Consider the following 24,200-nt stretch of genomic DNA (forward strand, 5'->3'; position numbering starts at 1 on the left):
GGCCGCTATTTGGGGCAGTTGCCGATCATCGTTTCCCCATTCTTGCCCGCGCGCGTGGTCACGCACAAGGTGCCCAGCGCGCTGGTGATCTTGTAGGTGCGGCTGCCCCTGGCCGCATTTGCGCCCACTTCCTCAATTTTTGACGCTTCATACCATTTCGGCGGCACGGCTGCGTAGGCCTCGGCAAAGCCTTGCTGCATGCGCTTGTAGCCTGTGTCGTCGAATTTCTCCCCGCCACGCTGTGGGAATTCCTTGCGCAAATCCCTGTCGATCTTGCCCACGTCGCGTTTGGCTTGTGCCAGGATCTCGGCCGCGCTGGGCGCTGGCGGCGCTGTGATCGCTTCTGGCGTTGCTGGCGCTGGCGCCAGTTCGATGCTGGGGGCGGGCAGGGGGCGGCTGGTTGGCGCCGCCACTGGCAGGCGTGGAGGGCGCACGGCGGCCGGTTTGATGCTGGGCAACGGTAGGGGCTTGGGCGGCGCGGGGAGCGTGTGGCGCAGCCAGGTGATGGCCGGACCCTGCGGCAGGTGCTCGTCACTGGCAAGGCGGGGCCGCGACTGCAGTATGACATATGCCAGCCCCGCGTGCAGCAGGACGATCAGCAGCAGGCCGGGCGCGCGGCGGGGCAGGATGGGCAACGAGGTCATGGCAGGCATGGTAGTTCGGGTACGCCAATGTATCTGAGGTATTTGATCATTATCTAAAATGTCACAAGCGCTTACAAAAAAGTGCCTCATGGAAATTGTGATGTCATGGCCGCGGGTGGGGAACCCTGCGCCAGCTTGGCGATCCAACCCGGATACCACGCGAACAGGAGATGATCATGATGCAGGCAAAGGAGGTGGCACGGCGCTTTGGCGCCATCGAACACGCGATCGGCCAAGCGGCCCAGCTGTGCGGCAAGCAGCTGGGCATGTCCGTGGACTTGAAGGATTGCATCGAGCAGCTGGACCAGCAAAAGAGTGCCGTGCGGCAAGCCATCGACACGCATGACGATGCGCGCATCCGCCAGGCCGTCGACCAGATGGAATCGCTGGGCGACCGCGTCAAGCGGGCGTGCGGCACGGCGTCCAGCGTGACGCCAGAACTGAAGAGCGCCGTGCTCAAGGTCCACGATGAACTGTCGGACCTGAAGCACCAGCTGCATTAGGCCTTGGCTCTTGAACGCCTTACATCTGGCGGAACAGATGGGCATATAAAGGACTGACGCGCAGCTGCGCAGGATGCTGGCGCAGGGTCAGTGACAGCTTGCCCGCCTCGTCGCGCACGGCCGTGGCGATGGCACTGGCATTGACGATGGTGCCCCGGTGGATTTGCCAGAACTGTTGCGGGTCCAGTTGGGGCAAGAGTTCCTTCAGGCTCGTGCGTATCAGCGCTTCGCTGTCCTGGCACACGACGTTAATGTATTTGTCCAGCGCCTCGAAATACACGACGTCGGCAAGCGCGATCATGCGCACGCTGTTGCCGACGGCCGCCCGTATCATTTGCAGGCGGGGCGCGGGCGGCAGCATGGCTTGCAGCTGGCTCAGCAAGCGGGCCATGTTGTCGTCGCTGGCGGACGCTGTTGTCTCCGTCGCCGCCATGGGCGCCGTCGTGGCGGCTGGCGCTGCCGCTGGGGTTGCTGTTGTTGTGCCGTTGCCGCTGTCGCGCAGGCGCTGCTGCAGGCGCTCCACCGTCTTGCCCAAGCGCGTATCGTTGACGGGTTTTAGTACGTAATCGGCGGCCGCATGCTCGAAGGCGGCCAATGCGTATTCATCATAGGCTGTGACGAACACGATGTGAGGAAACGCAATGCCGTCGGGCCATTGTTCCGCCAGTTCTTCGGCCGCTTCCAGGCCCGTCTTGCCTGGCATCTTGATGTCGAGAAATAGTATGTCGGGCTGCAGCGCCAGGCCTTGCCGCAAGGCTTCCACGCCATTGGGGCAGGTGGCGACGATGTCGAGTTCCGGCCACAGCCGCTGCAAGGCGTGGGCGAGGGCGGCGGCGAGGATGGGTTCGTCTTCGGCGATCAGGGCGCGTGGCGCACGCGCAGTGTGGTGGCTCATGTGAGGTGGCTCATGATGGTGGGTGGAAGGGGGAGTGTCAGGCGGGCGGTCGCGCCTGCCGGATGGTTGGGGACCAGCGACAGGCTGGCGGCATCACCATGCATGCCGCGCAGGCGTTCGCGGATATTCGCCACGCCCAGGTGCGTGCCCTTGGTCTGGCCCGGATGCCCGAGGCCCAGGCCATCGTCGCTGACGGTCAGCATCAGCACGCCGCCGTCCGTCGACGCCTGCACGTGGATATGGCCGCCTTCGATCTTCGGTTCCAGGCCGTGCTGGATGGCGTTTTCCACCAGCGGTTGCAGCAGCATGGGGGGCACCTTGATCTGGCGCAAGGCCTCGGGCAAGTCCAGCGTAAAGCGCAGGCGCGCACCCATGCGGATGGACATCAGGCCCAGGTAGGCTTGCATCAGGGAAAACTCCTGCTCCAGGGTGGTGAATTCGGCGCGCGAGGAAGAAAGGGTGGCGCGCAAATACTGGATCAGCTGATCGAGCAGCAACTGGGCGCGCTCAGTATCAAAGCTGATCAGGCCCTGCAAGTTGGCCAGGGTATTGAACAGCATATGCGGTTCGATTTGTGCCTGCAGCAGCTGCAGTTGCGCTTGCATGGCCTGGCGGGCAACGGATTCGGCACGGGCTTTTTCCTGGGCTGCCTCCATTTGCAGGCGTGCAATTTTTTCTCGGCTGCCAAAAAACAGGATGGCCGCCCCCGCCGCCGCCAAGGTGAAGACCGTCATGCTGACATTGCGCGGCGACATGGAGACGGGCGCGGGAACGTCGATATTGGCCAGCCAGCCGAACAGCATGGTGCCGCCTACTTGCGCCACGGCGGCGCTGACGATGATGAGGGCCGTGAAGGGGAGCACTGGGGCACGCCGTTGTTCGCCCCACCACGCCAGGCGGATGCCGTCGATGAGCAGGAAGGCGATGCTGCCGATGCACATGGACGCAAGCAGGTTGAGCCAGAAGCTTTGTCCGCCGCTCAGCACGTAGGTGATGAAGAGGGCGCACAGGACATTGAGCAATAGCGCATAGCGCGCATCGCCCAAGAGGCGTCGGTAGGGGAAGCCCTTCTTGCGGGGGGCGGTGTCTGTCGTGTGCATGCGGGACCGCTTTCGGATGGGCATTCTGGTTGGCAATGCGGCAATTATGGGCGGCTCTGCATGCGGGCGCAACGCCGCTGCGACGAAACAGGGCAGGCGTGGCGCCAATCGCCTGATCGCGTCCTTTACATGGTGGCGCTGGCACGCGATGATGGCAAGAGGTCTTGACCGACAACCTCCTCATGATAAAGGAACCCCATGTGGCCCTATCCACGCATCCTGGCGCACCGCGGCGGCGGCACCCTGGCGCCTGAAAACACCCTGGCTGCCCTGCGCTGCGGCCTGGCCTACGGCTACCGCGCCGTGGAATTCGACGTCATGCTGGCGTCCGACGGCGTGCCCGTCGTCGTGCACGACCCCGAGCTGGGCCGCACCGTGGCCGGCAGCGGCCATATCAACGATTACACGGCCGCGCAGTTGGCGGCCATGGAGGCGGGCGCCTGGTTCGGTGCTGCCTTCGTGGGCGAAGGCGTGCCCGCGTTTGACGCCGTCGTTGCGTATTGCAAGGCGCAGCGCATCTGGATGAATATCGAAATCAAGCCGGCGCCCGGCTTCGACGTGCAGACAGGGACGGCGGTGGCGCGGGCCACGCGCGATTACTTTGCGCAAGAAATCGCGGCTGGCCAATTACTGCCGCTGTTGTCGTCGTTCAGCATCGAAGCCCTGCAGGCGGCGCGCCAAACGGCGCCGGAACTGGCACGCGGCTGGCTGGTCGAAGCCATTCCCGCTGACTGGGAATGCACGGCGAAGGAACTGGGCGTGGTGGCCATCCATTGCGACCATCGGCAGCTGACGCCGGAACTGGCGCAAGAGGTAAAAGGGAGGGGATTTGGACTGTTTTGCTACACCGTCAACACGCCCGAACGGGCCAGCGAGTTGCTGGCCTGGGGCGTGGACGGCTTTTGCACGGACAGGATAGATTTGATCAAGGCTGGCCAAACTGAACCCTGAAAAGAATGGAACGCAGAGCCCCCGCAAAGTACGATCTAAGGCGTAGGTCGGATTAGCGGGGCAAAGCCCCGCGTAATCCGACAACATTGTTGATGTTATTGGTGTTGTCGGCTTACGCGCTTGCGCGCTAAGCCGACCTACGTTTCAAACAGCTTAGAAAGTTACGCGCATGCCGACCGTCACATTGCGCCCCGTCAACGGCGCCGCATTCTTGATGAAGGAAGTATGGCTGTACGCCAGTTCATTCGTCAGATTGTTCGCCTTGACGTAGAACTGGGCGGGCGTGGTACCGATGCGCGTGTCGTAGTTGGCGGAGAGGTTCAGCATGTTGTAGCCAGGGGTTGCCGTTTCGAACGCGGCGATTTTGTCCTGCTTGCCCACGCGGTAGAACTCGGCCACGCCGCTCCACGCCTGCCAGTTGGCGTCAAACTTCACGCCGAGGCGCTGGGCGGGGATGCGCGGCAGGTTGCCACCGCCGTCGGCCAGCTTGGCCCGCACATAGTCGCCGAACACGCTGGCGCCGAACATGGGGTTCAACTGCTGGCGGACTTGTCCTTCTACGCCTGTAAACGTGGCGTCGCGCTGGGCGTACTGGATCAGCTGGAAGCCTTCATGGCTGTCCAGCGTGCTGCCAAAGATGTAGTTATCTACCTTGTTGCGGTAGGCGCTGGCCGAGAATGTCGTGGCGCCCGCATATTTGCGCAAGGTCAAGTCGATATTGTTGGACGTTTCCTTGCCCAGGTTTTGATTGCCCAGTTCATACGTGGCCGTGGCCATGTGCACGCCGTGTGCATATAGTTCCTCGGCGCTGGGCAAACGGTGCGTGCGCGAGATGGTGGAACCGAGCGAATATTGCGGCGCGAATTTCCATACGGCACCCAGCGACACGGACGTGCCCTTGGCGCTGCGGTCCTGCAAGGTGGCGCTGTCGACCGTGATGTCTTGCCATTCGTGGCGCAAGCCCGCCTCGAAGCGCCATTGATCGAGCTTGTATTCCTCGACCAGGAAGGCGGCGTGTTTCTTCGTTACCGTGGGCGCCACGTAGGCTTCCTCGCCCAGGGCGGAGAAATCGCGCTTCGACGTTTGCAGGCCGACCACGCCGCGCCAGCCGAAGAGGGGATGGTGTTCCATTTCCAGGCGCGCGTCGTGGCCCTTGTTTTTAAACGTGGTGGCGATTTCCGCACCTTCGATTTCATCGTGCTTGTAGTCGGTGAACGCGGCGCGCAGGCGCAGCTTGGCGAAGCCGGGCATGGGATCGCGCAATTCGCCGCGCACGTCCCAGCGCTCGCTCTTCAGCTTCACGAACGGCACGCTGCCGTGCTCGTGGTCATGTTCCTCTTCAGCACCGTGGTCGTGGCCTTCGTGGCCGCCGCAATGCAGGTGCGCGCCGTGCGGGTGGCAGCTCTCGAATTCGTGGTTGTGGCCCGGCAAGCCGTATTGCGCATGCTGGCTGGTGAAGGCCAGGCCCAGGAAACCGCGAGATCCCACCCACGACACGCCCACGCTACCCGTATCCGTCTTGTTGTAGCTGCCGGCCACGTTGGAGCCGCCTTCCCAGCCGCTGCCGACCTTGTATTCTTTCGCGTCGCGCTTGACGCCTTCCGCGTGGAAGGCGATGTTGCCGGAGCCGCCAGTGACTTCAAAGGCGCCCGCCTTTTCGCGCGCAGCCGAGTTGGCGCGCACTTCCGCGCTGCCTTCAAAGCCTTTTGCCGGCACGCGTGTGGGGATTTTCTTGTCGATCACATTGACCACGCCACCGACGGCGCCGCCGCCGTAGGCCAGCGCTGACGGGCCACGCAAGACTTCAATCTGTTCCGACAGCATCGGTTCGGCCGCCACGGCATGGTCGGGGCTGATGGTCGAGGCATCCTGCACTTCGGCGCCGTCGGACAGCACCTTGACACGGGGGCCATCCATGCCGCGAATGATGGGACGGCTGGCGCCGGCGCCGAAATGGCTGGACGTGATGCCGGGCTGGCCGGCCAGGGTTTCGCCCAGGGTCGCCTCGCGGGCGCGCACCAGTTCCTCGCCTTCCAGTACGGTGACTGGCGTGCTCATGTCGTCGCTGCCCAGGGCCAGTGCGCTGGCCGAAACGGTGACGGCAGGCAAGGTGGCCGCCTGCTGCGCCAGGGCGCTGGCAGGGGCGGCAAAGGCCAGCATGATGGCCAGCGCGAGGGGAGTGGGTTGTTGAGGACGGACGGACATGGGCAAGAGTTCCTTTATCGGCTATCGGTGTTTGCGGGGTTTGGGCAGGCTGTTGCCGGATGGGGAGACTGCCCGAAGATGATAATGATAACCCATTATCATTACTGTGTGACAGTTTTTCCGGGTAGTGCAAGAAGGCGGATGGTGTATTCTGTCGGCTATGGAACGCACAACACGTCAAAAAACCGCTATTCAAGCCGCCATCGAGTCGGCCCAGCGCCCCCTGTCGGCGCAGGAAATCCTCGAACAGGCCAGCTTGCAGGTGACGCAGCTGGGCATCGCCACCGTTTACCGCAATCTGAAATCGCTGGTGCTGGAAGAAAAAGTGCACGTGGTGACCTTGCCGGGCGAAAACCCGCGCTATGAGTCGAACACGGCAGCCAATCACCACCACCACCATTTCCAGTGCACCACGTGCCAGCGTGTGTTTGACGTGCATGATTGTCCGGGCGACTTGAAACGCATGGCGCCACAAGGCTTTGTCGTCGAGCGCCACGAGCTGACCCTGTACGGCCGCTGCGCCGACTGCAATGCCGCCGCCGGCGCCAGTACGGCTTCCGCTGGCGCGGCCCCGCACGCCTGCGCCAGCGGCCACGACCCGGCCTGAGCGGGCAGGGCTGCATTGCTGGGCAGGCTTGCAACAATGCTGTCTGCCCGGCGTCAATTCCCGTACCCATATCACGTATAATCTTCCCTTTAAAGCTGCCGCCACTCTTTGCCAAAAAAACATGAAATCATCTGAAATCCGCGACAAGTTCCTCAAATTTTTCGAATCCAAGGGCCATTCCATCGTCCGTTCCAGCTCCCTCGTGCCAGGCAACGATCCGACCTTGCTGTTGACGAACAGCGGCATGGTGCAATTCAAGGACGTGTTTACGGGCACGGACAGCCGTCCGTACACGCGTGCCACCTCCGTGCAGCGCTGCGTGCGCGCCGGCGGCAAGCACAACGACCTGGAAAACGTCGGCTACACGGCGCGCCACCATACTTTCTTTGAAATGCTGGGCAACTTCAGCTTCGGCGACTACTTCAAGCGCGATGCGATTCAATACGCGTGGGAACTGCTGACCAAGGTGTATGGCTTGCCGGCTGAAAAGCTGACGGTCACCGTGTACATCGAAGATGACGAAGCGTACGATATCTGGGCGAAAGAAATCGGCGTGCCCGTCGAGCGCATCATCCGCATCGGCGACAACAAGGGTTCGCGCTACGCGTCCGACAATTTCTGGCAGATGGCTGACACGGGCCCATGCGGTCCATGCACGGAAATCTTCTACGACCATGGCGCCGACATTCCTGGCGGCCCGCCTGGCTCGCCTGATGAAGATGGCGACCGTTTCATTGAAATCTGGAACCTGGTGTTCATGCAGTTCAACCGCGACGAAGCGGGCGTCATGCACAAGCTGCCGAAGCCGTGCGTCGACACGGGCATGGGCATGGAGCGCCTGGCCGCCGTGCTGCAGCACGTGCATTCGAACTATGAAATCGACCTGTTCCAGCATTTGATCCGCGCCGCCGCGCGCGAAACGGGCGCCACGGACCTGGAAAACAAGTCGCTGCGCGTGATCGCCGACCACATCCGTGCCGCCGCCTTCATGATTGTCGATGGCATTATTCCGGGCAGCGAAGGCCGCGCGTATGTCCTGCGCCGCATCATCCGCCGCGCCTTGCGCCATGGCCACAAGCTGGGCCAGACCAAACCGTTCTTCTACAAGCTGGTGGCCGACCTGGCCCTCGAGATGGGCGGCGCCTATCCCGAGCTGGAAGAAGCGAAAGAAAACGTCGCCAACATGCTCAAGGCCGAGGAAGAGCGTTTCGGCGAAACCCTTGAAACGGGCATGAAAGTGCTGGAAGCGCAGCTGGCCAAGGATGCCACGGGCATCGACGGCGCCACCGCCTTCACCCTGTACGAAACTTACGGCTTCCCGCCAGACCTGACGGCCGACATTTGCCGCGAACGCAATATCAGTTTCGACCAGGTGGGTTACGACGCGGCCCTGAAGGAAAGCCAGGAACTGTCGCGCAAGGGCGGCAAGACGCACAAGGACAGCAAGGTCGAGTACACGGGCGAGAAAAACACCTTCGTCGGCTACGATCAATTGACGTTCAGCAGCAAGGTCGTGGCGCTGTACGCGGCCGGCACGCCCGTGCAGGAACTGAAAGCCGGTGAAGCGGGCATCGTCGTGCTCGACACCACGCCGTTCTACGCGGAATCGGGCGGCCAGGTGGGCGATCAGGGCGTGATCAGCTCGGGCGTGGGCAGCTTTGCCGTCAGCGACACCCTGAAAGTCCAGGCCGACGTATTCGGCCACCATGGCGTGCTGGAATCGGGCGTGCTGAAGGTGGGCGACGCCGTCTCGGCGCAAGTCGACACGGCCAAGCGCGCGCGCACCATCCGCAACCACTCGGCCACGCACTTGATGCACAAGGCCTTGCGCGAAGTGCTGGGCAGCCACGTGGCGCAAAAGGGGTCGCTGGTCGACCCCGACAAAACCCGTTTCGACTTCAGCCACCATGCGCCGATGACGGCCGAGCAGATCACCGCCGTGGAAACCATCGTCAACAAGGAGATCCTGGAAAACCGCGCCACCCAAGCCCACCTGATGTCGTTTGACGATGCCGTCAAGCATGGCGCAATGGCTCTGTTCGGCGAGAAATACGGCGACGAAGTGCGCGTGCTCGACATCGGCAGCTCGAAAGAGCTGTGCGGCGGCGTCCACGTGCAGCGCACGGGCGACATCGGCCTGTTCAAGATCATCGGCGAAAGCGGTGTTGCCGCCGGCATCCGCCGCGTGGAAGCGGTGACGGGCGAGGGCGCACTGGCGCTGGTGCAAACCATCAACCGCCGTCTGGTCGAAGCGGCCAACACCCTGAAGGCGCAGCCGGAAGAACTGACTGCCCGCATCGTCCAGGTGCAAGACCATGTGAAGGCGCTGGAGAAGGAACTGGCTGCGCTGAAATCGAAACTGGCTTCTGGCCAGGGTGATGAGCTGGTCACGCAAGCCGTCGATGTGAACGGCATCAAGGTGCTGGCTGCCGTGCTGGAAGGCGCCGACGTGGCCCGTTTGCGCGAAACCATGGACAAGCTGAAGGACAAGCTGAAAACGGCCGCCATCGTGCTGGCCAGCGTGACGGACGGCAAGGTCAGCCTGATCGCCGGCGTGACTGCGGATGCGACTTCCAAGGTCAAGGCGGGTGAGCTGGTGAACTTCGTTGCACAGCAAGTGGGCGGAAAAGGCGGCGGACGCCCCGATATGGCGCAGGCGGGCGGCACCGATGCCAGTGGTCTGGCAAATGCCCTGGCAGGCGTACCGGCCTGGGTCGGCGAACGCGCGAAATAAGGCGTAAGCTAGAGGACATGCGGGGTTTTCGCCCCACAGCCCCTTGAAAACGGCCCGCAGATGATGTTTGCGGGCCGTTTTTCCGTGTGGCATCTCGTTGTGACACCACAACAGCCGATGAACTATTTTGGTGCAGCGCGTCAATGCCCCTGATTTAGAGTAGTATGTCGAAAATCAGTGCAACAAAACAATGGTGGGATATTGATGATGAGCGACACACTACTTGATACCGAGATTATGGAATTTCACAAAGAACTCGACGCGCGCGGCTTGAATTGCCCGTTGCCGATTCTGAAGGCGAAAAAGGCTTTGTCAGAGCTGCAGAGCGGGGAAGTGCTGCGCATCATGGCAACCGATCCCGGTTCCGTGCGCGACTTCCAGGCTTTCGCCAAGCAAACGGGCAATGCCCTGCTGTCGCATGTGCAAACGGGCACCGAATTCGTCTTCCTGATGCAACGCAAATAATTCTGCCAGCCGGGGCCGCCGTGGCGCGGCCTGCTTGCTACCGTGCCGTGCAGTTTTTTCTTTATTTTCACGCCCTTTTGCTGCCCTGCAGCGTAGCGGCAAACTTCCCTGAAATACTCGAAGCTGGACAATTTAGATGGATTGCTCTAACAAAAAATCGCACGATCGTGCTTAAATTCGGTTCAGGATTCAAATTTCTCTTATAATCGAACGCACAATCAGCACTTGATCCGTCATTTTTATAATTTCCCAAAGGCATAGCTATGAAAGTCTTGGTACCCGTCAAACGCGTGGTCGACTATAACGTCAAAGTCCGCGTCAAGAGTGACGGCACTGGCGTCGATACCGCCAACGTCAAAATGTCGATGAACCCTTTCGATGAGATCGCGCTGGAAGAAGCGATGCGCCTGAAAGAAGCCGGCAAGGTCACTGAAGTGGTCGCCATCTCCTGCGGCGTGACGCAGTGCCAGGAAACCTTGCGCACCGCCATGGCCATCGGCGCCGACCGCGGCATCCTGGTGGAAACGACGACTGAACTGGAACCGCTGGCAGTGGCCAAGCTGGTGAAAGCCCTGGCCGAAAAAGAGCAGCCGCAACTGATCATCCTGGGCAAGCAAGCCATCGATGACGATAGCAACCAGACCGGCCAGATGCTGGCAGCCCTGCTGGGTTGGCCGCAAGCCACGTTCGCTTCGAAAGTCGTGCTGGAAGACGGCAAAGTGACCGTCACGCGCGAAGTCGACGGCGGCCTGGAAACGCTGGCATTGACCTTGCCAGCGATCATCACCACCGACCTGCGCCTGAACGAGCCACGCTATGTGACCTTGCCGAACATCATGAAGGCGAAGAAAAAGCCGCTCGAGACCGTCAAGCCGGAAGACCTGGGCGTCGACGTTGCGCCACGCCTGAAGACCCTGAAAGTCGTCGAGCCAGCCAAGCGCTCGGCCGGCATCAAGGTAGCGGACGTCGCTACCCTGGTCTCCAAGCTGCGTACCGAAGCCAAAGTCATCTAAGCGCGGCCCCGCCGTTCAAATCTATACCCGGGGTCGGTCCTTCAGGCCTGACTTCGGCAGTTGCATATACTATTAGGAATAATCATGGTCGCATTAGTTATTGCTGAACACGACAACGCTACCTTAAAGGGCAGCACCCACCACACCGTGACTGCGGCTGCCCAGTGCGGCGGCGACGTGCACGTGCTCGTCGCAGGTTCGAACGCATCGGCTGCCGCCGCTGCCGCCGCGCAAATCGCTGGCGTGACGAAAGTCATCGTGGCCGACGCGCCCTATTTCGCCGATGGCCTGGCAGAAAACGTGGCCGAGCAAGTGCTGGCCATCGCCGGTAACTACAGCCACATCCTGGCGCCAGCCACCGCCTACGGCAAGAACATCCTGCCGCGCGTGGCCGCCAAGCTGGACGTGGCGCAAATTTCGGAAATTACCAAGGTCGACTCGCCTGACACCTTCGAGCGCCCGATCTACGCCGGTAACGCGATTGCCACCGTGCAATCTGGCGACAAGATCAAGGTCATCACCGTGCGCACCACCGGTTTCGACGCCGCTGCCGCCACCGGCGGTTCGGCTGCCACCGAAACCGTCGCCGCCGTTGCCGACGCCGGCAAATCGGCCTTCGTGGGCCGCGAACTGGCCAAGTCCGACCGTCCTGAACTGACCGCCGCGAAAATCATCGTGTCGGGTGGCCGTGGCATGGGTTCGGCCGAGAACTTCCACATCCTGGAGCCACTGGCCGACAAGCTGGGCGCTGCCATGGGTGCTTCGCGCGCCGCCGTCGACGCCGGCTTCGTGCCGAACGACTGGCAAGTGGGCCAGACGGGCAAGATCGTCGCGCCTTCGCTGTACATCGCCGTCGGTATCTCGGGCGCGATCCAGCATCTGGCCGGCATGAAAGATTCGAAAACCATCGTTGCCATCAACAAGGATCCGGAAGCGCCGATCTTTGCCGTGGCCGACTACGGCATCGTGGGTGATCTGTTCGAGATCGTGCCGCAACTGGTCAAAGAACTGGGTTAATTTCAACCCGTCCCGGTTTTGTTACTGACAAAGCCACGCCGGCCCGCCCCACACGGCGAGCCGCGCGTGGCTTTTTTCTTGGAGAAAAGAAGATGAGCTATCAAGCCCCGCTGAAAGACATGTTGTTCGTCATGAACGAACTGGCCGGCCTGGCCGAAATCCACACCTTGCCGGGCTGCGAAGACGCCACGCCCGACACGGCCGAGGCTGTGCTGGAAGAGAACGCCAAATTCTGCGGCGGCGTGGTGGCGCCCCTGAACTGGCCCAGCGACAAGGAGCCGAGTTTCTGGCACGACGGTCAAGTCACCACCTCGAAGGGCTTCAAGGAAGCCTTCAAGGCCTATGGTGAAGCGGGCTGGCAGGGCGTGCAGCATCCGACGGAGTTCGGCGGCCAGGGCTTGCCCAAGCTGCTAGCCACGCCGTGCATTGAAATGCTCAACGCGGCCAGCATCTCGTTCGCCCTGGTGGCCCTGCTGTCCGATGGCGCCATCGAAGCCTTGCTGACGGCTGGCAGCGACGAGCAAAAAGCCACGTATCTTGAAAACCTGGTGTCGGGCAAGTGGACGGGCACCATGAATCTGACGGAGCCGCAAGCGGGTTCCGACCTGGCCGCCGTGCGCACGCGCGCCGTGCCGCAGGGCGATGGCACGTATAAAGTGTTCGGCACGAAGATTTTCATCACCTATGGCGAGCACGACATGGCGGAAAACATCGTCCACCTGGTGCTGGCCCGCACGCCGGACGCGCCCGCTGGCGTGAAAGGTATTTCGCTGTTTATCGTGCCTAAATTCCTCGTCAATGCCGATGGCAGCCTGGGCGCGCGCAATGACGCCCATTGCGTTTCGATCGAGCACAAGCTGGGCATCAAGGCCAGCCCCACGGCGGTATTGCAGTTCGGCGACCACGGCGGCGCCATCGGCACCCTGGTGGGCGAGGAAAACCGCGGCCTCGAATACATGTTCATCATGATGAACGCGGCCCGCTTCGGCGTGGGCTTGCAAGGCATCGGCCTGGCCGAACGCGCCTACCAGCACGCCGTGGCGTTTGCCAAGGACCGTGTACAGTCGCGCGACCTGGCGGGGTCCACGGGCCCCGTCTCCATCATCCACCACCCGGACGTGCGACGCATGCTGATGTCGATGCGCTCGCAGACGGAGGCGGCGCGCGCGCTGGCCTACGTGGGTGCGGCCATCAGCGACGTGGCGCATCACCATCCGGAGGCGGAAGTACGCGCGGAAAGCCTGGCGACCTATGAATACCTGGTGCCCGTCATCAAGGGCTGGTCGACGGAAATGTCGCAGGATGTCACGCGCGACGGCGTGCAAGTGCACGGCGGCATGGGCTTCATCGAGGAAACAGGCGCCGCCCAGCATTACCGCGACGCCAAGATTCTCACCATTTACGAAGGCACGACGGCCATCCAGGCGAACGACCTCGTGGGCCGCAAGACGGTGCGCGACGGCGGCGCCGTCGCGAAAGCCATCATCGCCCAGGTGCGAGCCACGGAAGCCCAGTTGGGTGAGCTGAGTGGCGCCGACTTCCAGGCCATGCAGCGCCACCTGGCCGAAGGCAGCGCGGCCCTGGAAGCGGTGGTCGAGTATGTGGTGGCGAACATGAAGACGGACATCAAGGCCGTGTTCGCGGGCAGCGTGCCCTACCTGAAGCTGGCCGGCATCGTGCTGGGCGGCTGGCAAATGGCGCGCGCGGCCGTGGTGGCGCAGCAAAGGCTGGGAGAAGGCAGCGGCGACGCCTCGTTCTACAAGGCAAAAATCGCCACGGCGCGCTTCTTTGCCGACCACATCCTCTCGCAAGCGCCAGGACTGCGCGCCACCATCATCGACGGCAGCGCCGGTGTGATGGCGCTGTCGGAAGAGCAGTTTTAACCTGGGTCAGACCCCCTCGTTCGCTAACGCCGAGCTTCGATGTTAGCGTTGGCGAGGGTCTGACCCCAGCAGTTTGCTGAAGGCAGGTTGAATGAAAAAAGCGCTGGAGATCACTCTCCAGCGCTTTTTTAACCCCAAACGTAAGTGCCGGGGTCAGACCCGCCGGGTCTGACCCCAGATTTACTCTGCGTTCTTATCGGCGGGCGATGCCGTTGCCCGAATTGCGTACCAGGTCGCCAGCCGCCAGGCCTGGATCCTGGTCAAACGCGAAGTCGGCCTTGGCGCCCGTTTCGTATTGCACGGTCACGGTCCAGGTCTTGGCATTCTTCATCTGGCCTTCGACTTGCTTGCCTGCGTAGGCGCCGCCGGCGGCGCCAGCCAGGGTGGCCAGGTCCTTGCCGCGTCCGCCGCCGACCTGGCGGCCCAGCAGGGCACCGGCCACGCCGCCGCCGATCAGGCCCAGGGCGCCCCCTTCCCCCGCTTTTTCAGTAACGTTGACTGCCAGCACCTTGCCGCAATCGGCGCAGATCTGATGCTGGGGCTGTTTGGATGGCTGGCTGGCGTAGGAATTGCCCGCTTTTTGCGCAGCCTTGGCGTTGATGATGGCCTGGTCGTATTCGCCCTTGGCGTCGCGCAGGCATTGCATGCGGGCTTTCGAGCTGGTTTCTTCTGCGCACAATTTCTTGTCGTCCGCATAGCGCGTGCTGGCTTGCTTCGTGTCGTAGGCGTATTGCGCCTTCGGCGACAGGTTTTGCGCGAAGGCGGATGTGCTGAACAGGGCCGTGATGGCCACTGCGAGGATGAGTGGGCGACGAATCATGATCTTCTCCTAGGGGGTGTTAAATGTGCCAGTAATGCCGGCATTGTGAATGCAGTATAGAGGAAAATCATGATTGCTTACCAACACTTACATGTGCGTGCGGGGCGCTGGAAATAATGCCATTTCCATACGGAAATTAACCGTAGGCGCCGCCTGTGTACAGCAAGTCGAACAGGCGCGCCATGGTGGCGATCAGCACGCCTGCGCCTAGCATCAAGGTAGCGACCAGCACCACGGCCAGGGGCCAGCCCGTGTCCGACAGGCGGCCGGAGGCGGCGTTGTAGCGCGCATCCCATTTGTCGTCCGGCATCAGGCCCAGTACCAGCGCTTCCAGGAAGCCGCACAGGGCGGACAGGGTCAGTGGCAATATCTGGTAAAACCAGTCGGACTCGGGAAGCAACTGGTGCAGCAGCAGGGTGGCGGGCAGGGCGGCCAGGTGTAGCCAGCCCCAGCGGTCCTTGGTGCCATGCAGGTAGAAGCGGTGCGCGCCAAGCATGCCCAGCAGGAAGGCTAGCAAGGCGGTGCATGCCTTGTTCTTGTGCGACTGTTGCAAAATGGTAGTGGTGGTCATGGGACTCCAGAGTTGCTCATCGGTAAAGATTGCCAGTATCGGTCATTGTCTCGCTCAACGATAGCACTTTCCTGTGGCGTTTATACAATGATTTAGCTTGAATTCAAGCCATGGCCGGCACGATAGGCGCAGACGCCTATTGCGTCTTCGGCCATGACTGGTCATAATGTTTGATTAGCCCAAATTACACGCCCGTCATCATAACGCTTGCTGCCTGGCGGTAAAGCGCGCTATAATTTGCGGCTTTTTCCGCCTCAGCACACTTTTTGGAAATATTATGGTCGTTATTCGTTTAGCTCGTGGAGGCGCCAAGAAGCGCCCGTTCTTCAACATCGTCGCTACTGATTCGCGCAATCGCCGCGATGGTCGCTTCATTGAGCGTATCGGTTTTTACAACCCGATGGCGCAAGGTGGCGAAGTTCCACTGCGTATCACCGCAGACCGTCTGGCCTACTGGCAAGGCGTTGGCGCACAATTGTCGCCAACCGTTGCTCGCCTGGTTGCCAGCAACAACAAAGCAGCAGCTTAATTAGATCACTGGTTTGACGGTCAAGACTGCATCCGGGGTGAAAGTCCCCGATGACCTGGTACAGGTAGGCTATGTCTCCGGTGCTTATGGCATTGCTGGCGGGGTCAGGATCACTCCTTTCTCCGACGACGCGGATGCATTATTAAGCGTCAAAACCTGGTGGTTTGATAAACCGACCTTGCATGATGTTCAAGTCAGGCAAGCGAAGTTACACGGCGGCGACGTCGTGGCCCAGCTGGTGGGTGTGGTCGGGCGGGATGCCGCAGAAGCGCTGAAAGGCGTCTCTGTGCAAATTCCGCGTAGCCATTTCCCGACGCTGACGGCCGATGAATTTTATTGGTCCGATTTGATCGGACTGACAGTTGAGAATTTGCAAGGCGAGTGCCTCGGCACAGTGCACGACATGATGAGCAATGGTCCGCAGTCGATCTTGCGCGTCACTCCTGTCGCCACTGCCGATGAGACCGTTGAAATGGCGCCTGAGCGCCTGATCCCGTTTGTCGGCCAGTTTGTCATTAACGTTGACAAGGCTGCCAACAAGATCACGGTTGACTGGGGCATCGATTATTAAACCGCCTGCGCATAATTTTGCGCCGGGCAAACTTTGCAGGATGGTGATCGATGCAATTTGATGTCGTGACCCTGTTCCCGGAAATGTTTGCCGCGCTGACGCAGTCGGGTGTGACCCGGCGCGCCTTCGAGCAGGGTAAATGTGGCTTGTCGCTGTGGAATCCCCGCGATTTCACGACCGACAATCACCGTACCGTGGATGACCGCCCGTATGGCGGCGGCCCCGGCATGGTGATGATGGCCCGTCCCCTCGAAGCGACAATTAACGCCGCGAAGCAACGCCAGAGCGCATTAGGCCTGGCGGCGCCCCGCGTGGTGTTCATGTCGCCGCAAGGCCGTCCGTTGACGCACGAGCGCGTCACGCAGCTGAAAGCCGAACCTGGTTTGGTGATCCTGTGTGGCCGCTATGAAGCCGTGGACCAGCGTTTGCTGGACCGTTGCGTCGACGAAGAAATCAGCGTCGGCGACTTTGTCTTGTCGGGCGGTGAATTGCCTGCCATGGCGCTGATGGATGCGGTGATCCGCCTGTTGCCGGGTGTCTTGAACACCGAGGCATCGGCGATCGAGGATAGCTTCGTCAATGGCTTGCTCGATTCGCCGCACTACACGCGGCCGGAAACATATGAAGGCATGACCGTGCCGCCCGTCCTGATGGGTGGTAATCATGCCGAGATCGTCAAGTGGCGCCGCCAGCGCATGCTGGAAGCGACCGCGACAAAGCGGCCTGACCTGCTGGTCAGTGCACGTGCCGCCGGCTTGCTCAGCAAGACCGACGAAAAATTCTTGGCCAGCCTGTAAGCCGTCTCCGGACGGCCGGCAGGGTGGCCAGTAGTGCCGGGCATGTTGCCCAAATTGTGTTACCCATCCTCTACCGGGCGGATACTTGCTATCCACAGTGCGCCGGCATGATGGTTTTCGGAGTTATAAAAATGGACTTGATTCAACAATTAGAGCAGGAAGAAATTGCTCGTCTGGGTAAAACCATTCCTGAATTCGCACCAGGCGATACCGTTATCGTCAGCGTCAACGTAGTCGAAGGTACGCGCAAGCGCGCCCAGGCTTACGAAGGCGTCGTTATCTCCCGTCGTAACCGTGGCCTGAACTCGAACTTCATCGTTCGTAAGATCTCGTCCGGCGAAGGCGTTGAGCGTACGTTCCAACTGTACTCGCCGCTGATCGCTTCGATCGAAGTGAAACGCCGTGGTGATGTTCGCCGCGCCAAGCTGTACTATCTGCGTGAGCGTTCGGGTAAATCGGCGCGTATCAAAGAAAAATTGCCAAATCGCCGCGTTGTGGCGAAAGCAAGCGCGTAATATCAGCGTCTGCGTTGGGAAAAGGGGTGCCTCTGATGGTGCCCCTTTTTTTATGGTGACACCTGGCCTAAGCTGCTGCGCGTCGGCATAGGTAGCCTGCGATGCTCACCGTACCAGAGTACGGTTGCGCGTCTCGGCCACCTCTTCCTTCCGCTCGCGACGGTTTTGCCAGGTGGCTTTAATCATGAGGGAGGGGCAATGGCCACTATTGCATTTGATCCCAAGCAACTAGCCATCGATTCGATCGCCGGTGAGGCGGCGCTGGACGCCGTGCGCCTGACGCCGGACTGGCTGCGCCAGCGCCTGGCCGAACAGCCCGACTGGCAGCCCGAGATTACCCAGGATTTTCTGTCCGTGCGCGCCGTGCCCGTGCGCGCGGCTGTGCTCATTCCCCTGGTGCAGCGTCCGCAGGGCTTGACCATCTTGCTGACCCTGCGCACGGAGCACCTGAGCAGCCATGCGGGCCAGGTCAGCTTTCCCGGCGGACGCAGCGAGCCGTTCGATGGCTCGCCCGTGGCCACGGCCCTGCGCGAAACGCAGGAAGAAGTGGGCCTGGCGGGCGAGCACATAGAAGTGCTGGGCTGCCTGCCCGACTACCTGACGGGCACCGGCTACCAGGTGACGCCCGTGGTGGGCCTGGTGACGTCGCCGTTCGAACTGCGCGCCGACCCGTCCGAGGTGGCGGAAATCTTCGAAGTGCCGCTGGCCTTCCTGATGGATGGCCTCAACCATCAGCGCCTGTCGGTGGAATTGCCCGGCGGGCGGCGCTCGTTCTATGCCATGCCGTACGAGCACTTCTACATTTGGGGCGCCACGGCCGGCATGCTGCGCAATCTGTTTCACCTCTTGCGCGCGTAAAATGGTGCCCCGCACGTAATAAGTTTGATTCCAGCACTGCACTGCGCTATCGTAGCGGGCATTGCGGTATTGCTGAAAAAGACAAAAAGGACGTTTGATGACATTTCTCTCCATACTTTGCGCATTGCTGATCGAGCAGCTCAAACCTTTGCGCGCGGACAATCCGATCTACGCCGAAATCAAGAGCCTGGCAATGCGCATGGAGACCTGGTTCAATGCCGGCCATGCCAACCATGGCCGTATGGGCTGGTTCCTCATGATCGGCGTGCTGATGGTGCCGACGGCAGGCATTTACTGGCTCTTGCAGCATTATCAGCTGACCCTGCTGGCTTTTGCCTGGAACGTCCTCATCGTTTACCTGACCTTGGGCTTCCGCCATTACAGCCACTACTTTACGTCCATCCAGCTGGCCCTGAGCGCTGGCGACGAAGCCACTGCCCGCACCTTGCTGGCCGACTGGACCAAGCTCGACACGGTGGGCATGGAAGCGAGTGAAATCGCCCGCATTGCAGTGGAAAAAGCCCTGATCACCACGCATCGCAATGTATTTGGCGTGTTCTTCTGGTTCCTGATGCCGCTGGGTCCTGCCTGCGCCGTGATGTACCGCGTGGCCGAATACCTGGCGCGTGCCTGGAACGAGCCAGAGCACATGCGCAATGAAGCCTTCGGCCAGTTCGCCGCGCGCGCCTTTTACTGGATCGACTGGATTCCCGTGCGCCTGACGGCCGTGGCATTTGCCGTGGTTGGCAATTTTGAGGATGCCATCTATGCCTGGCGCAATTTCGCCCAGCGCTGGCAGGACGAGGCTATCGGCATCATCCTGACGGCCGGCGGTGGCGCCATGGGTGTACGCCTGGGAACGCCAGCGGAAACGGCAGCCCGTGTGCTAGTGACCCCCGACATGGCCGTCGATGACAGCGACAGCGAAAGTGATATCCTGCCCGGCGAAGAGCCGGGCGCGCGCGCCTTGCAGAGCACGGTGGGCCTGGTCTGGCGCGCCTTGCTGCTGTGGATGCTGCTGCTGCTGTTGATGTCGGGCGCCGTTTTCCTCGGGTGATACGCGCGCACACGCGCCATCCATGCGCCTGGCGCGTGGAACAAGGTTAAAATAGGGGTTGGCGCGTTACGCGTGCCAGCCCCTGTTTGCATCCGCAGGGCAGATCGAGGTAGAACCCAAGTCTTCTATAAGATATAATACTGGCTTACCGCAGCAAACGTAGTTGAATTACCAGCCCGGCTTACCCGCCGGGGCCATTCACGCAATCCAGTCCCGACAAGCCACATGGCCGAGTTATCTCAAAAAACAGGGGAACTCTCAGACGAGTTCTTCATCCTTGGTCTCACCAGCAATGGCAAGCAATTCCGACCCAGCGATTGGGCCGAGCGCCTTTGCGGAGTGATGTCCTGTTTCAATCCCGAAGGTGGCGGGCGCAATGCGCACCTCCAGTATTCGCCCTACGTGCGCCCGACCGTCGTCAATGGCGTCAAGTCGGTGGTGGTCAACACCAAGCTGCGCGAGATCGAGCCGATGGCGTTTCACTTCGTGCGCGAGTTCGCCAAGGATAACGACCTGCAAATCGTCGAAGCCTGCTTCCTGCCGCCTCCCGAAGAAAAGTAAGGCCCGTTTCACTTGATATGGCGCAAAGCCCGCCACGGCGGGACGGCGCAGCATGGACAATCTGCCTCAAACGCAGTGGCGACATGCGTACTGGCGAAATCTGCAGCCTGCACACCATCCATTGCCAGCGTGACACGAGCGTGCAAGCAACTGCTGTTGATCCGCCAGCACACGCGGGCGACCTCATCGTGGCCGAACAGCCGAACAGCCGAACGGCGAGCGCCTGCCCGTCGGCATCCTCACCGACCGCAGCATCGTCAGCCCTGGACCTGGACCTGGACCCTGCCAGCCTGCTGGTGGAGCGCGCAACTGCTCACCGCCGGCGAAGACAAAGACGCCTGAGGCATCATCGAACACATGCGCGTCAACGGCATCCGCCGCTTGCCCGTGGTCAATACCCTGGTCGGCCTTTCCGGCATCCTCAGCATCGACGACCTGCTGGCCTTCCTGGCCCAGCAGATGGCCGGGCTGGCACGCATCAGCAGCGGCCAGCAGGTGCATGAAAAGCACTTGCGAAAGTAGGAGCCGGCTAGCTGTCCCGCATTGCGCAATTTCAGTCAAATCCCCTTCACCCGAAAATGCTACAGTCGCTGCTCGTTCAACGGGAAGCGTTCATGCACTATCTGGCCAAGGCACTCTGGTATATCGAATCGCATTACGCGGACAATATCTCGCTCGGCGATATCGCCCACGTGAGCGGCGCCTCGCCCTGCCACCTGACGCGCGCGTTTGGCCTGGCCACGGGCCACTCCGTGATGCGCTATGTGCGGGCGCGCCGGCTCAGCGAGGCCGCCCTCGTGCTGGCGCAGGGCGCGCAAGATATTCTTTCCGTTGCCCTGGAGTCGGGCTACAGTTCCCATGAAGCATTTACGCGAGCTTTCCGCGAACAGTTCCAGATCACGCCGGAACGAGTGCGGGAGCAACGCCACGTGGGCAAGCTCGCGCTGGTGGGGGCCATCAAAATGGATGTGGCGCCGGGCGTGCCCCTGGAGGCGCCCCGTTTCGAGCAGGCTCCCGCCTTGCTGCTGGCGGGCCTCGTTGAACGTTATCGCGCGGAAACATCTGCCGGCATTCCCGCCCTGTGGCAGCGCTTCCTGCCCCATGTGGTGCCCGGCCAGCTGGTGTATGGCGTGTGCTGCAACAATGACGACGCGGGCAATTTCGACTACCTGTGCGCCATGCCGGTGAGCGACTTTTCCCGGGCCCCCGACGGCTGGACGCGGCTGCGCATCGCGCCGCAACGCTATGCCGTGTTTCACCACCGCGGGCATATTTCCACCATTCGCGCCACCTGGCGCACGGTGTGGAACGAGTGGCTGCCCCAGTCGGGACTGGAAGTGGCCGACGCGCCCGATTTTGAACGCTACGACCAGCATTTCGATCCTGCCAGCGGCATCGGCGGCGTGGAAATCTGGCTCCCCTTGAAAGCCTGAGCATGTTCCCAAGCTTGTCTGCACCGACCCTGTTTGCCGGCGGCACAGCGCTGCACCGGCGCCTGTCGCAAATCGCCGCCGCGCTGGCGGCGGGCCTGCCCCTGTACTGGGTGCTGGGGCCGCAGCCGCTGGCCTGGCTCGCCTGGTGCGCGCCGCTGCCCGTGCTATGGCTGGCCCTGCGTTCGTCCCACCGCGATGCAGCCTGGATGACGTTCCTGGCCGCCATGCTGGGACTCTCATCCAACCTTGTTTATTTCCGCTTGCTCATGCCCTTGCCGGCCGTGCTGGCCGTGATGCTCTTCAAGGCACTGCTGTGGCTGCTGGTGGTGCTGGCTGCGCGGCGCCTCGTACTGCGCTACCGTTCCGGCTGGACAGTGCTGGCGTATCCCGTGCTGTGGGTCGCCATCGACACCCTGATGGCGGCTTTTCTGCCCGATGGCAACTGGGGCAGCCTGGCGTATTCGCAAGCCGATAACCTTGACGTCCTGCAAGTGGCGGCTCTGGCGGGCGTGCCTGGCCTGCTGTTTTTGCTGTGCCTGGCGCCCTCGGCACTGGCCTTGCTGCTGGCCGGTGGGCGCGCGTATGCGCCAGCGGCGGGCGCGACCGCGCTGTTGCTGCTCGCCGCGTGCGGGGCTGGCGCCTGGCGCGTGCAGGGCGCGCTAGCAGCAGGCGGGACGGCATCAGTCGGGCCGCTGGCGGGGCTGGTGGCCATCGATGACTTTATCGGCCCGGCCACGCCGCCGGCGCGCGCGCAAGCCGTCTGGGACCAGTACGCGCATCACGTCGAAGCGCTGGCCGGGCAGGGCGCCAGGCTGGTGTTGTTGCCGGAAAAGATAGCCGTGCTGGCGCCGGCGCAGGCGGATGCCGTGCGGCAGCGTTTCCATGCGCTGGCGCGCAGCACGGGCGCGTGGATCATTCTGGGCATCGGCGTGCAAGACACTGCCGGCCGGCGCAACCTGGCCTGGCTGTTTTCTCCCGATGGCGCCGCGCTCGTCAGCTACCAGAAACATCATCTGGCGCCGCCCGAGCGCGATTTTCTTGCTGGCAGCGCCTATGCCGTGCAGCCGGTGGCGGATCTGGCCATGGGCCTGGCCATCTGCAAGGACATGCATTTCGCGCCCTTGGGGCAAGCGTATGGCGCGGCCGGGGCGCAAACAATGCTGGTGCCGGCCTGGGATTTCCAGTTGGATGCCTGGATGGGCGCGCGCATGACCGTGGTGCGGGGCGTGGAAAACGGCTATGCAGTGCTGCGCGCGGCGCGCGAGGGCGTGCTGACGGTCAGCGATGCGTATGGACGGGTGCTGGCGGAGCGGGCCAGCAGTGCCATGCCGGGCAGCACCTTGCTGGCGCCCCTGCCGGCGCACACGCCTGTGGCCACCTGGGCGGGATGGCTGGGGCCGCTGTTCGGCTGGCTGTGCGTGGCGCTAGGCCTGGTTCTACCATGCCTGGGCCGCCGCGCCGCGCCACGCCCGCTTCCTGACAGGTAAGGCCACGCTTTGCTGCAATGCGCAAAACTGCATTGCGCCGCCCTTTTTAATATTATCTCCGAGGCTGCCACATAATCGCCACCGATTACTTCACCATTGCCTTGCATATATCTACGCGTTGACGGCATATATATTGCACTGCAATAAGTGGTGTTATCTGGTATTGAGAAATTCGGGCATCTGGTATTAATTGGTACTTAATTCGGCCACGAAGTCATACATATCGCCGCGGAAGTAGGAGCGGCAAAATTCCACGGCGCGGCCATCGCGTAAAAAACCCAGCCTTTCCACCGACAGGCCCGCGTCGCCTTCCTCCGCCTGCAGCAGGCTGGCCTGTTCCCCCGTCAACAACAAGGCACTGAGGCGCTGCAAGGCGCGCACGGGCCGGTTGCCCGCCTGTTCCAGCGCGTCGTACATGGACACGTCGACGGCGTCGAGCGCCGGCAGGCAGCTGGCGACGATGGTCGCGTATTCCAGGCACATCGGTATCTCGTCCGCATAGCGGATGCGGTGGAAGCGGTACACGGGCGCGCCCGGCGACAGCCGCAGGCGCAAGGCCTCTTCCGGCGTGACGGTGCCTTCTGCCCGCTTGAGCCACACGCTGCGTGGCGTGCGTCCGCGCGCGCGCATGTCCTCGGAAAACGAGGTCAGCTTGGCAAAATTCTTCTCGATGCGCGTATTGATGAAATTGCCCGAGCCGGGCCGGCGCACCAGCAAGCCCTCGTTGACCAGGCCATCGATGGCCTTGCGCACGGTGATGCGAGAGACGGACAGGTCGCTGGCCAGTTGGCGCTCGGCTGGCAGGGCTTCCTCGGGGCCGAGGATGCGCTTGTCGATCGCTTCGCGCAGCGCGCGCTGCAGTTGCTGGTACAGGGGCAGGCTACTCGTCTGCCCCAGGCCTTGCATGATGTGAGCCAGGGTTGTCATACGCTGAGGGTCTCCGTTACGGCGCGTTGCAGACGCGCTCTGTATCTGTTTTGTGTC

The 24,200-nt window shown here is 62.0% G+C and carries 25 protein-coding genes; 18 read left to right on the top strand and 7 right to left on the bottom strand.

Going from position 1 to position 24,200, the window contains the following annotated elements:
- Positions 1-5: 5 nt before the first annotated feature.
- A complete protein-coding gene (locus CLU92_RS25585; protein ID WP_101484151.1) occupies positions 6-653 on the bottom strand; it encodes a hypothetical protein in 648 nt (215 codons plus the stop codon).
- Between the two features lie 167 nt (positions 654-820).
- Here CLU92_RS25585 and CLU92_RS25590 point away from each other — a divergent pair, with 167 nt between their 5' ends.
- Positions 821-1,147 carry a hypothetical protein gene (locus tag CLU92_RS25590; protein WP_101484893.1) on the top strand — a complete coding sequence of 109 codons (327 nt, stop codon included), beginning with the start codon at positions 821-823 and terminating at the stop codon, positions 1,145-1,147.
- 19 nt (positions 1,148-1,166) lie between these two features.
- On the opposite strand, the gene CLU92_RS25595 is transcribed toward CLU92_RS25590, so the two are convergent.
- Positions 1,167-2,042, bottom strand: a complete 876-nt coding sequence (locus CLU92_RS25595) for a LytTR family DNA-binding domain-containing protein (protein ID WP_101484152.1) — start codon at positions 2,040-2,042, stop codon at positions 1,167-1,169.
- Positions 2,039-3,142: a sensor histidine kinase gene (locus CLU92_RS25600; RefSeq protein WP_180338586.1), complete on the bottom strand. Its 1,104-nt coding sequence runs from the start codon at positions 3,140-3,142 to the stop codon at positions 2,039-2,041. Before CLU92_RS25600 ends, CLU92_RS25595 begins: the two co-directional genes overlap by 4 nt.
- 198 nt (positions 3,143-3,340) lie before the next feature.
- Between CLU92_RS25600 and ugpQ the strand changes: the two genes are divergently transcribed.
- Positions 3,341-4,093, top strand: coding sequence for a glycerophosphodiester phosphodiesterase (gene ugpQ / locus CLU92_RS25605; protein ID WP_101484154.1), 753 nt, complete (start codon positions 3,341-3,343; stop codon positions 4,091-4,093).
- Between the two features lie 153 nt (positions 4,094-4,246).
- On the opposite strand, the gene CLU92_RS25610 is transcribed toward ugpQ, so the two are convergent.
- Positions 4,247-6,298, bottom strand: a complete 2,052-nt coding sequence (locus CLU92_RS25610) for a TonB-dependent receptor domain-containing protein (RefSeq protein WP_101484155.1) — start codon at positions 6,296-6,298, stop codon at positions 4,247-4,249.
- A 160-nt stretch (positions 6,299-6,458) separates the two neighbouring features.
- Here CLU92_RS25610 and CLU92_RS25615 point away from each other — a divergent pair, with 160 nt between their 5' ends.
- The 6 genes from CLU92_RS25615 to CLU92_RS25640 all read left to right on the top strand — a co-directional run bounded on the left by CLU92_RS25615 (position 6,459) and on the right by CLU92_RS25640 (position 14,017).
- Positions 6,459-6,905 (top strand): Fur family transcriptional regulator, encoded by a 447-nt coding sequence (locus tag CLU92_RS25615; RefSeq protein WP_101484156.1) that lies wholly within the window; start codon positions 6,459-6,461, stop codon positions 6,903-6,905.
- Positions 6,906-7,026: 121 nt separating this feature from the next.
- Positions 7,027-9,639 carry an alanine--tRNA ligase gene (alaS, locus tag CLU92_RS25620; RefSeq protein ID WP_101484157.1) on the top strand — a complete coding sequence of 871 codons (2,613 nt, stop codon included), beginning with the start codon at positions 7,027-7,029 and terminating at the stop codon, positions 9,637-9,639.
- Between the two features lie 237 nt (positions 9,640-9,876).
- The gene (locus CLU92_RS25625; RefSeq protein ID WP_010395510.1) at positions 9,877-10,104 is read left to right on the top strand and encodes a sulfurtransferase TusA family protein; all 228 of its coding nucleotides are present in this window, start codon (positions 9,877-9,879) and stop codon (positions 10,102-10,104) included.
- A gap of 263 nt (positions 10,105-10,367) precedes the next feature.
- Entirely contained in the window at positions 10,368-11,117 is a 750-nt protein-coding gene (locus tag CLU92_RS25630) for an electron transfer flavoprotein subunit beta/FixA family protein (protein WP_101484158.1), read from the top strand.
- Positions 11,118-11,201: 84 nt separating this feature from the next.
- Positions 11,202-12,134, top strand: coding sequence for an electron transfer flavoprotein subunit alpha/FixB family protein (locus CLU92_RS25635; protein ID WP_034759881.1), 933 nt, complete (start codon positions 11,202-11,204; stop codon positions 12,132-12,134).
- A gap of 92 nt (positions 12,135-12,226) precedes the next feature.
- Positions 12,227-14,017, top strand: a complete 1,791-nt coding sequence (locus CLU92_RS25640) for an acyl-CoA dehydrogenase (RefSeq protein ID WP_101484159.1) — start codon at positions 12,227-12,229, stop codon at positions 14,015-14,017.
- Positions 14,018-14,210: 193 nt separating this feature from the next.
- Here the strand turns inward: CLU92_RS25640 and CLU92_RS25645 are convergent, their stop codons facing one another.
- Positions 14,211-14,837, bottom strand: coding sequence for a glycine zipper 2TM domain-containing protein (locus tag CLU92_RS25645; protein WP_101484160.1), 627 nt, complete (start codon positions 14,835-14,837; stop codon positions 14,211-14,213).
- Between the two features lie 136 nt (positions 14,838-14,973).
- On the bottom strand, positions 14,974-15,408 hold the full coding sequence (locus tag CLU92_RS25650; protein ID WP_101484161.1) for an NINE protein: 435 nt from the start codon (positions 15,406-15,408) through the stop codon (positions 14,974-14,976).
- A gap of 277 nt (positions 15,409-15,685) precedes the next feature.
- Between CLU92_RS25650 and rpsP the strand changes: the two genes are divergently transcribed.
- The 10 genes from rpsP (at position 15,686) to CLU92_RS25700 (ending at position 23,216) form a co-directional block, all read left to right on the top strand.
- Positions 15,686-15,937, top strand: a complete 252-nt coding sequence (rpsP, locus tag CLU92_RS25655; protein WP_010395524.1) for a 30S ribosomal protein S16 — start codon at positions 15,686-15,688, stop codon at positions 15,935-15,937.
- A gap of 13 nt (positions 15,938-15,950) precedes the next feature.
- Positions 15,951-16,508: a ribosome maturation factor RimM gene (gene rimM / locus CLU92_RS25660; protein WP_101484162.1), complete on the top strand. Its 558-nt coding sequence runs from the start codon at positions 15,951-15,953 to the stop codon at positions 16,506-16,508.
- Positions 16,509-16,558: 50 nt separating this feature from the next.
- On the top strand, positions 16,559-17,305 hold the full coding sequence (gene trmD / locus CLU92_RS25665; protein ID WP_101484163.1) for a tRNA (guanosine(37)-N1)-methyltransferase TrmD: 747 nt from the start codon (positions 16,559-16,561) through the stop codon (positions 17,303-17,305).
- 131 nt (positions 17,306-17,436) lie between these two features.
- Positions 17,437-17,820: a 50S ribosomal protein L19 gene (gene rplS, locus CLU92_RS25670; RefSeq protein WP_010395528.1), complete on the top strand. Its 384-nt coding sequence runs from the start codon at positions 17,437-17,439 to the stop codon at positions 17,818-17,820.
- Positions 17,821-18,018: 198 nt separating this feature from the next.
- Positions 18,019-18,678, top strand: coding sequence for a CoA pyrophosphatase (locus CLU92_RS25675; RefSeq protein WP_101484164.1), 660 nt, complete (start codon positions 18,019-18,021; stop codon positions 18,676-18,678).
- Positions 18,679-18,775: 97 nt separating this feature from the next.
- On the top strand, positions 18,776-19,735 hold the full coding sequence (locus CLU92_RS25680; RefSeq protein WP_101484165.1) for a CobD/CbiB family protein: 960 nt from the start codon (positions 18,776-18,778) through the stop codon (positions 19,733-19,735).
- A gap of 225 nt (positions 19,736-19,960) precedes the next feature.
- Entirely contained in the window at positions 19,961-20,296 is a 336-nt protein-coding gene (locus tag CLU92_RS25685; protein WP_029496213.1) for a DUF3579 domain-containing protein, read from the top strand.
- A 357-nt stretch (positions 20,297-20,653) separates the two neighbouring features.
- Positions 20,654-20,818: a hypothetical protein gene (locus CLU92_RS28365; RefSeq protein ID WP_257561970.1), complete on the top strand. Its 165-nt coding sequence runs from the start codon at positions 20,654-20,656 to the stop codon at positions 20,816-20,818.
- A gap of 92 nt (positions 20,819-20,910) precedes the next feature.
- Positions 20,911-21,729 carry an AraC family transcriptional regulator gene (locus CLU92_RS25695; protein WP_101484166.1) on the top strand — a complete coding sequence of 273 codons (819 nt, stop codon included), beginning with the start codon at positions 20,911-20,913 and terminating at the stop codon, positions 21,727-21,729.
- A gap of 2 nt (positions 21,730-21,731) precedes the next feature.
- The gene (locus tag CLU92_RS25700; RefSeq protein WP_101484167.1) at positions 21,732-23,216 is read left to right on the top strand and encodes a carbon-nitrogen hydrolase family protein; all 1,485 of its coding nucleotides are present in this window, start codon (positions 21,732-21,734) and stop codon (positions 23,214-23,216) included.
- Positions 23,217-23,402: 186 nt separating this feature from the next.
- On the opposite strand, the gene CLU92_RS25705 is transcribed toward CLU92_RS25700, so the two are convergent.
- Positions 23,403-24,143: a GntR family transcriptional regulator gene (locus CLU92_RS25705; protein ID WP_035825427.1), complete on the bottom strand. Its 741-nt coding sequence runs from the start codon at positions 24,141-24,143 to the stop codon at positions 23,403-23,405.
- Positions 24,144-24,200 lie beyond the last annotated feature (57 nt).

It is taken from the genome of Janthinobacterium sp. 61, assembly GCF_002846335.1.
Classification (GTDB): domain Bacteria; phylum Pseudomonadota; class Gammaproteobacteria; order Burkholderiales; family Burkholderiaceae_D; genus Janthinobacterium.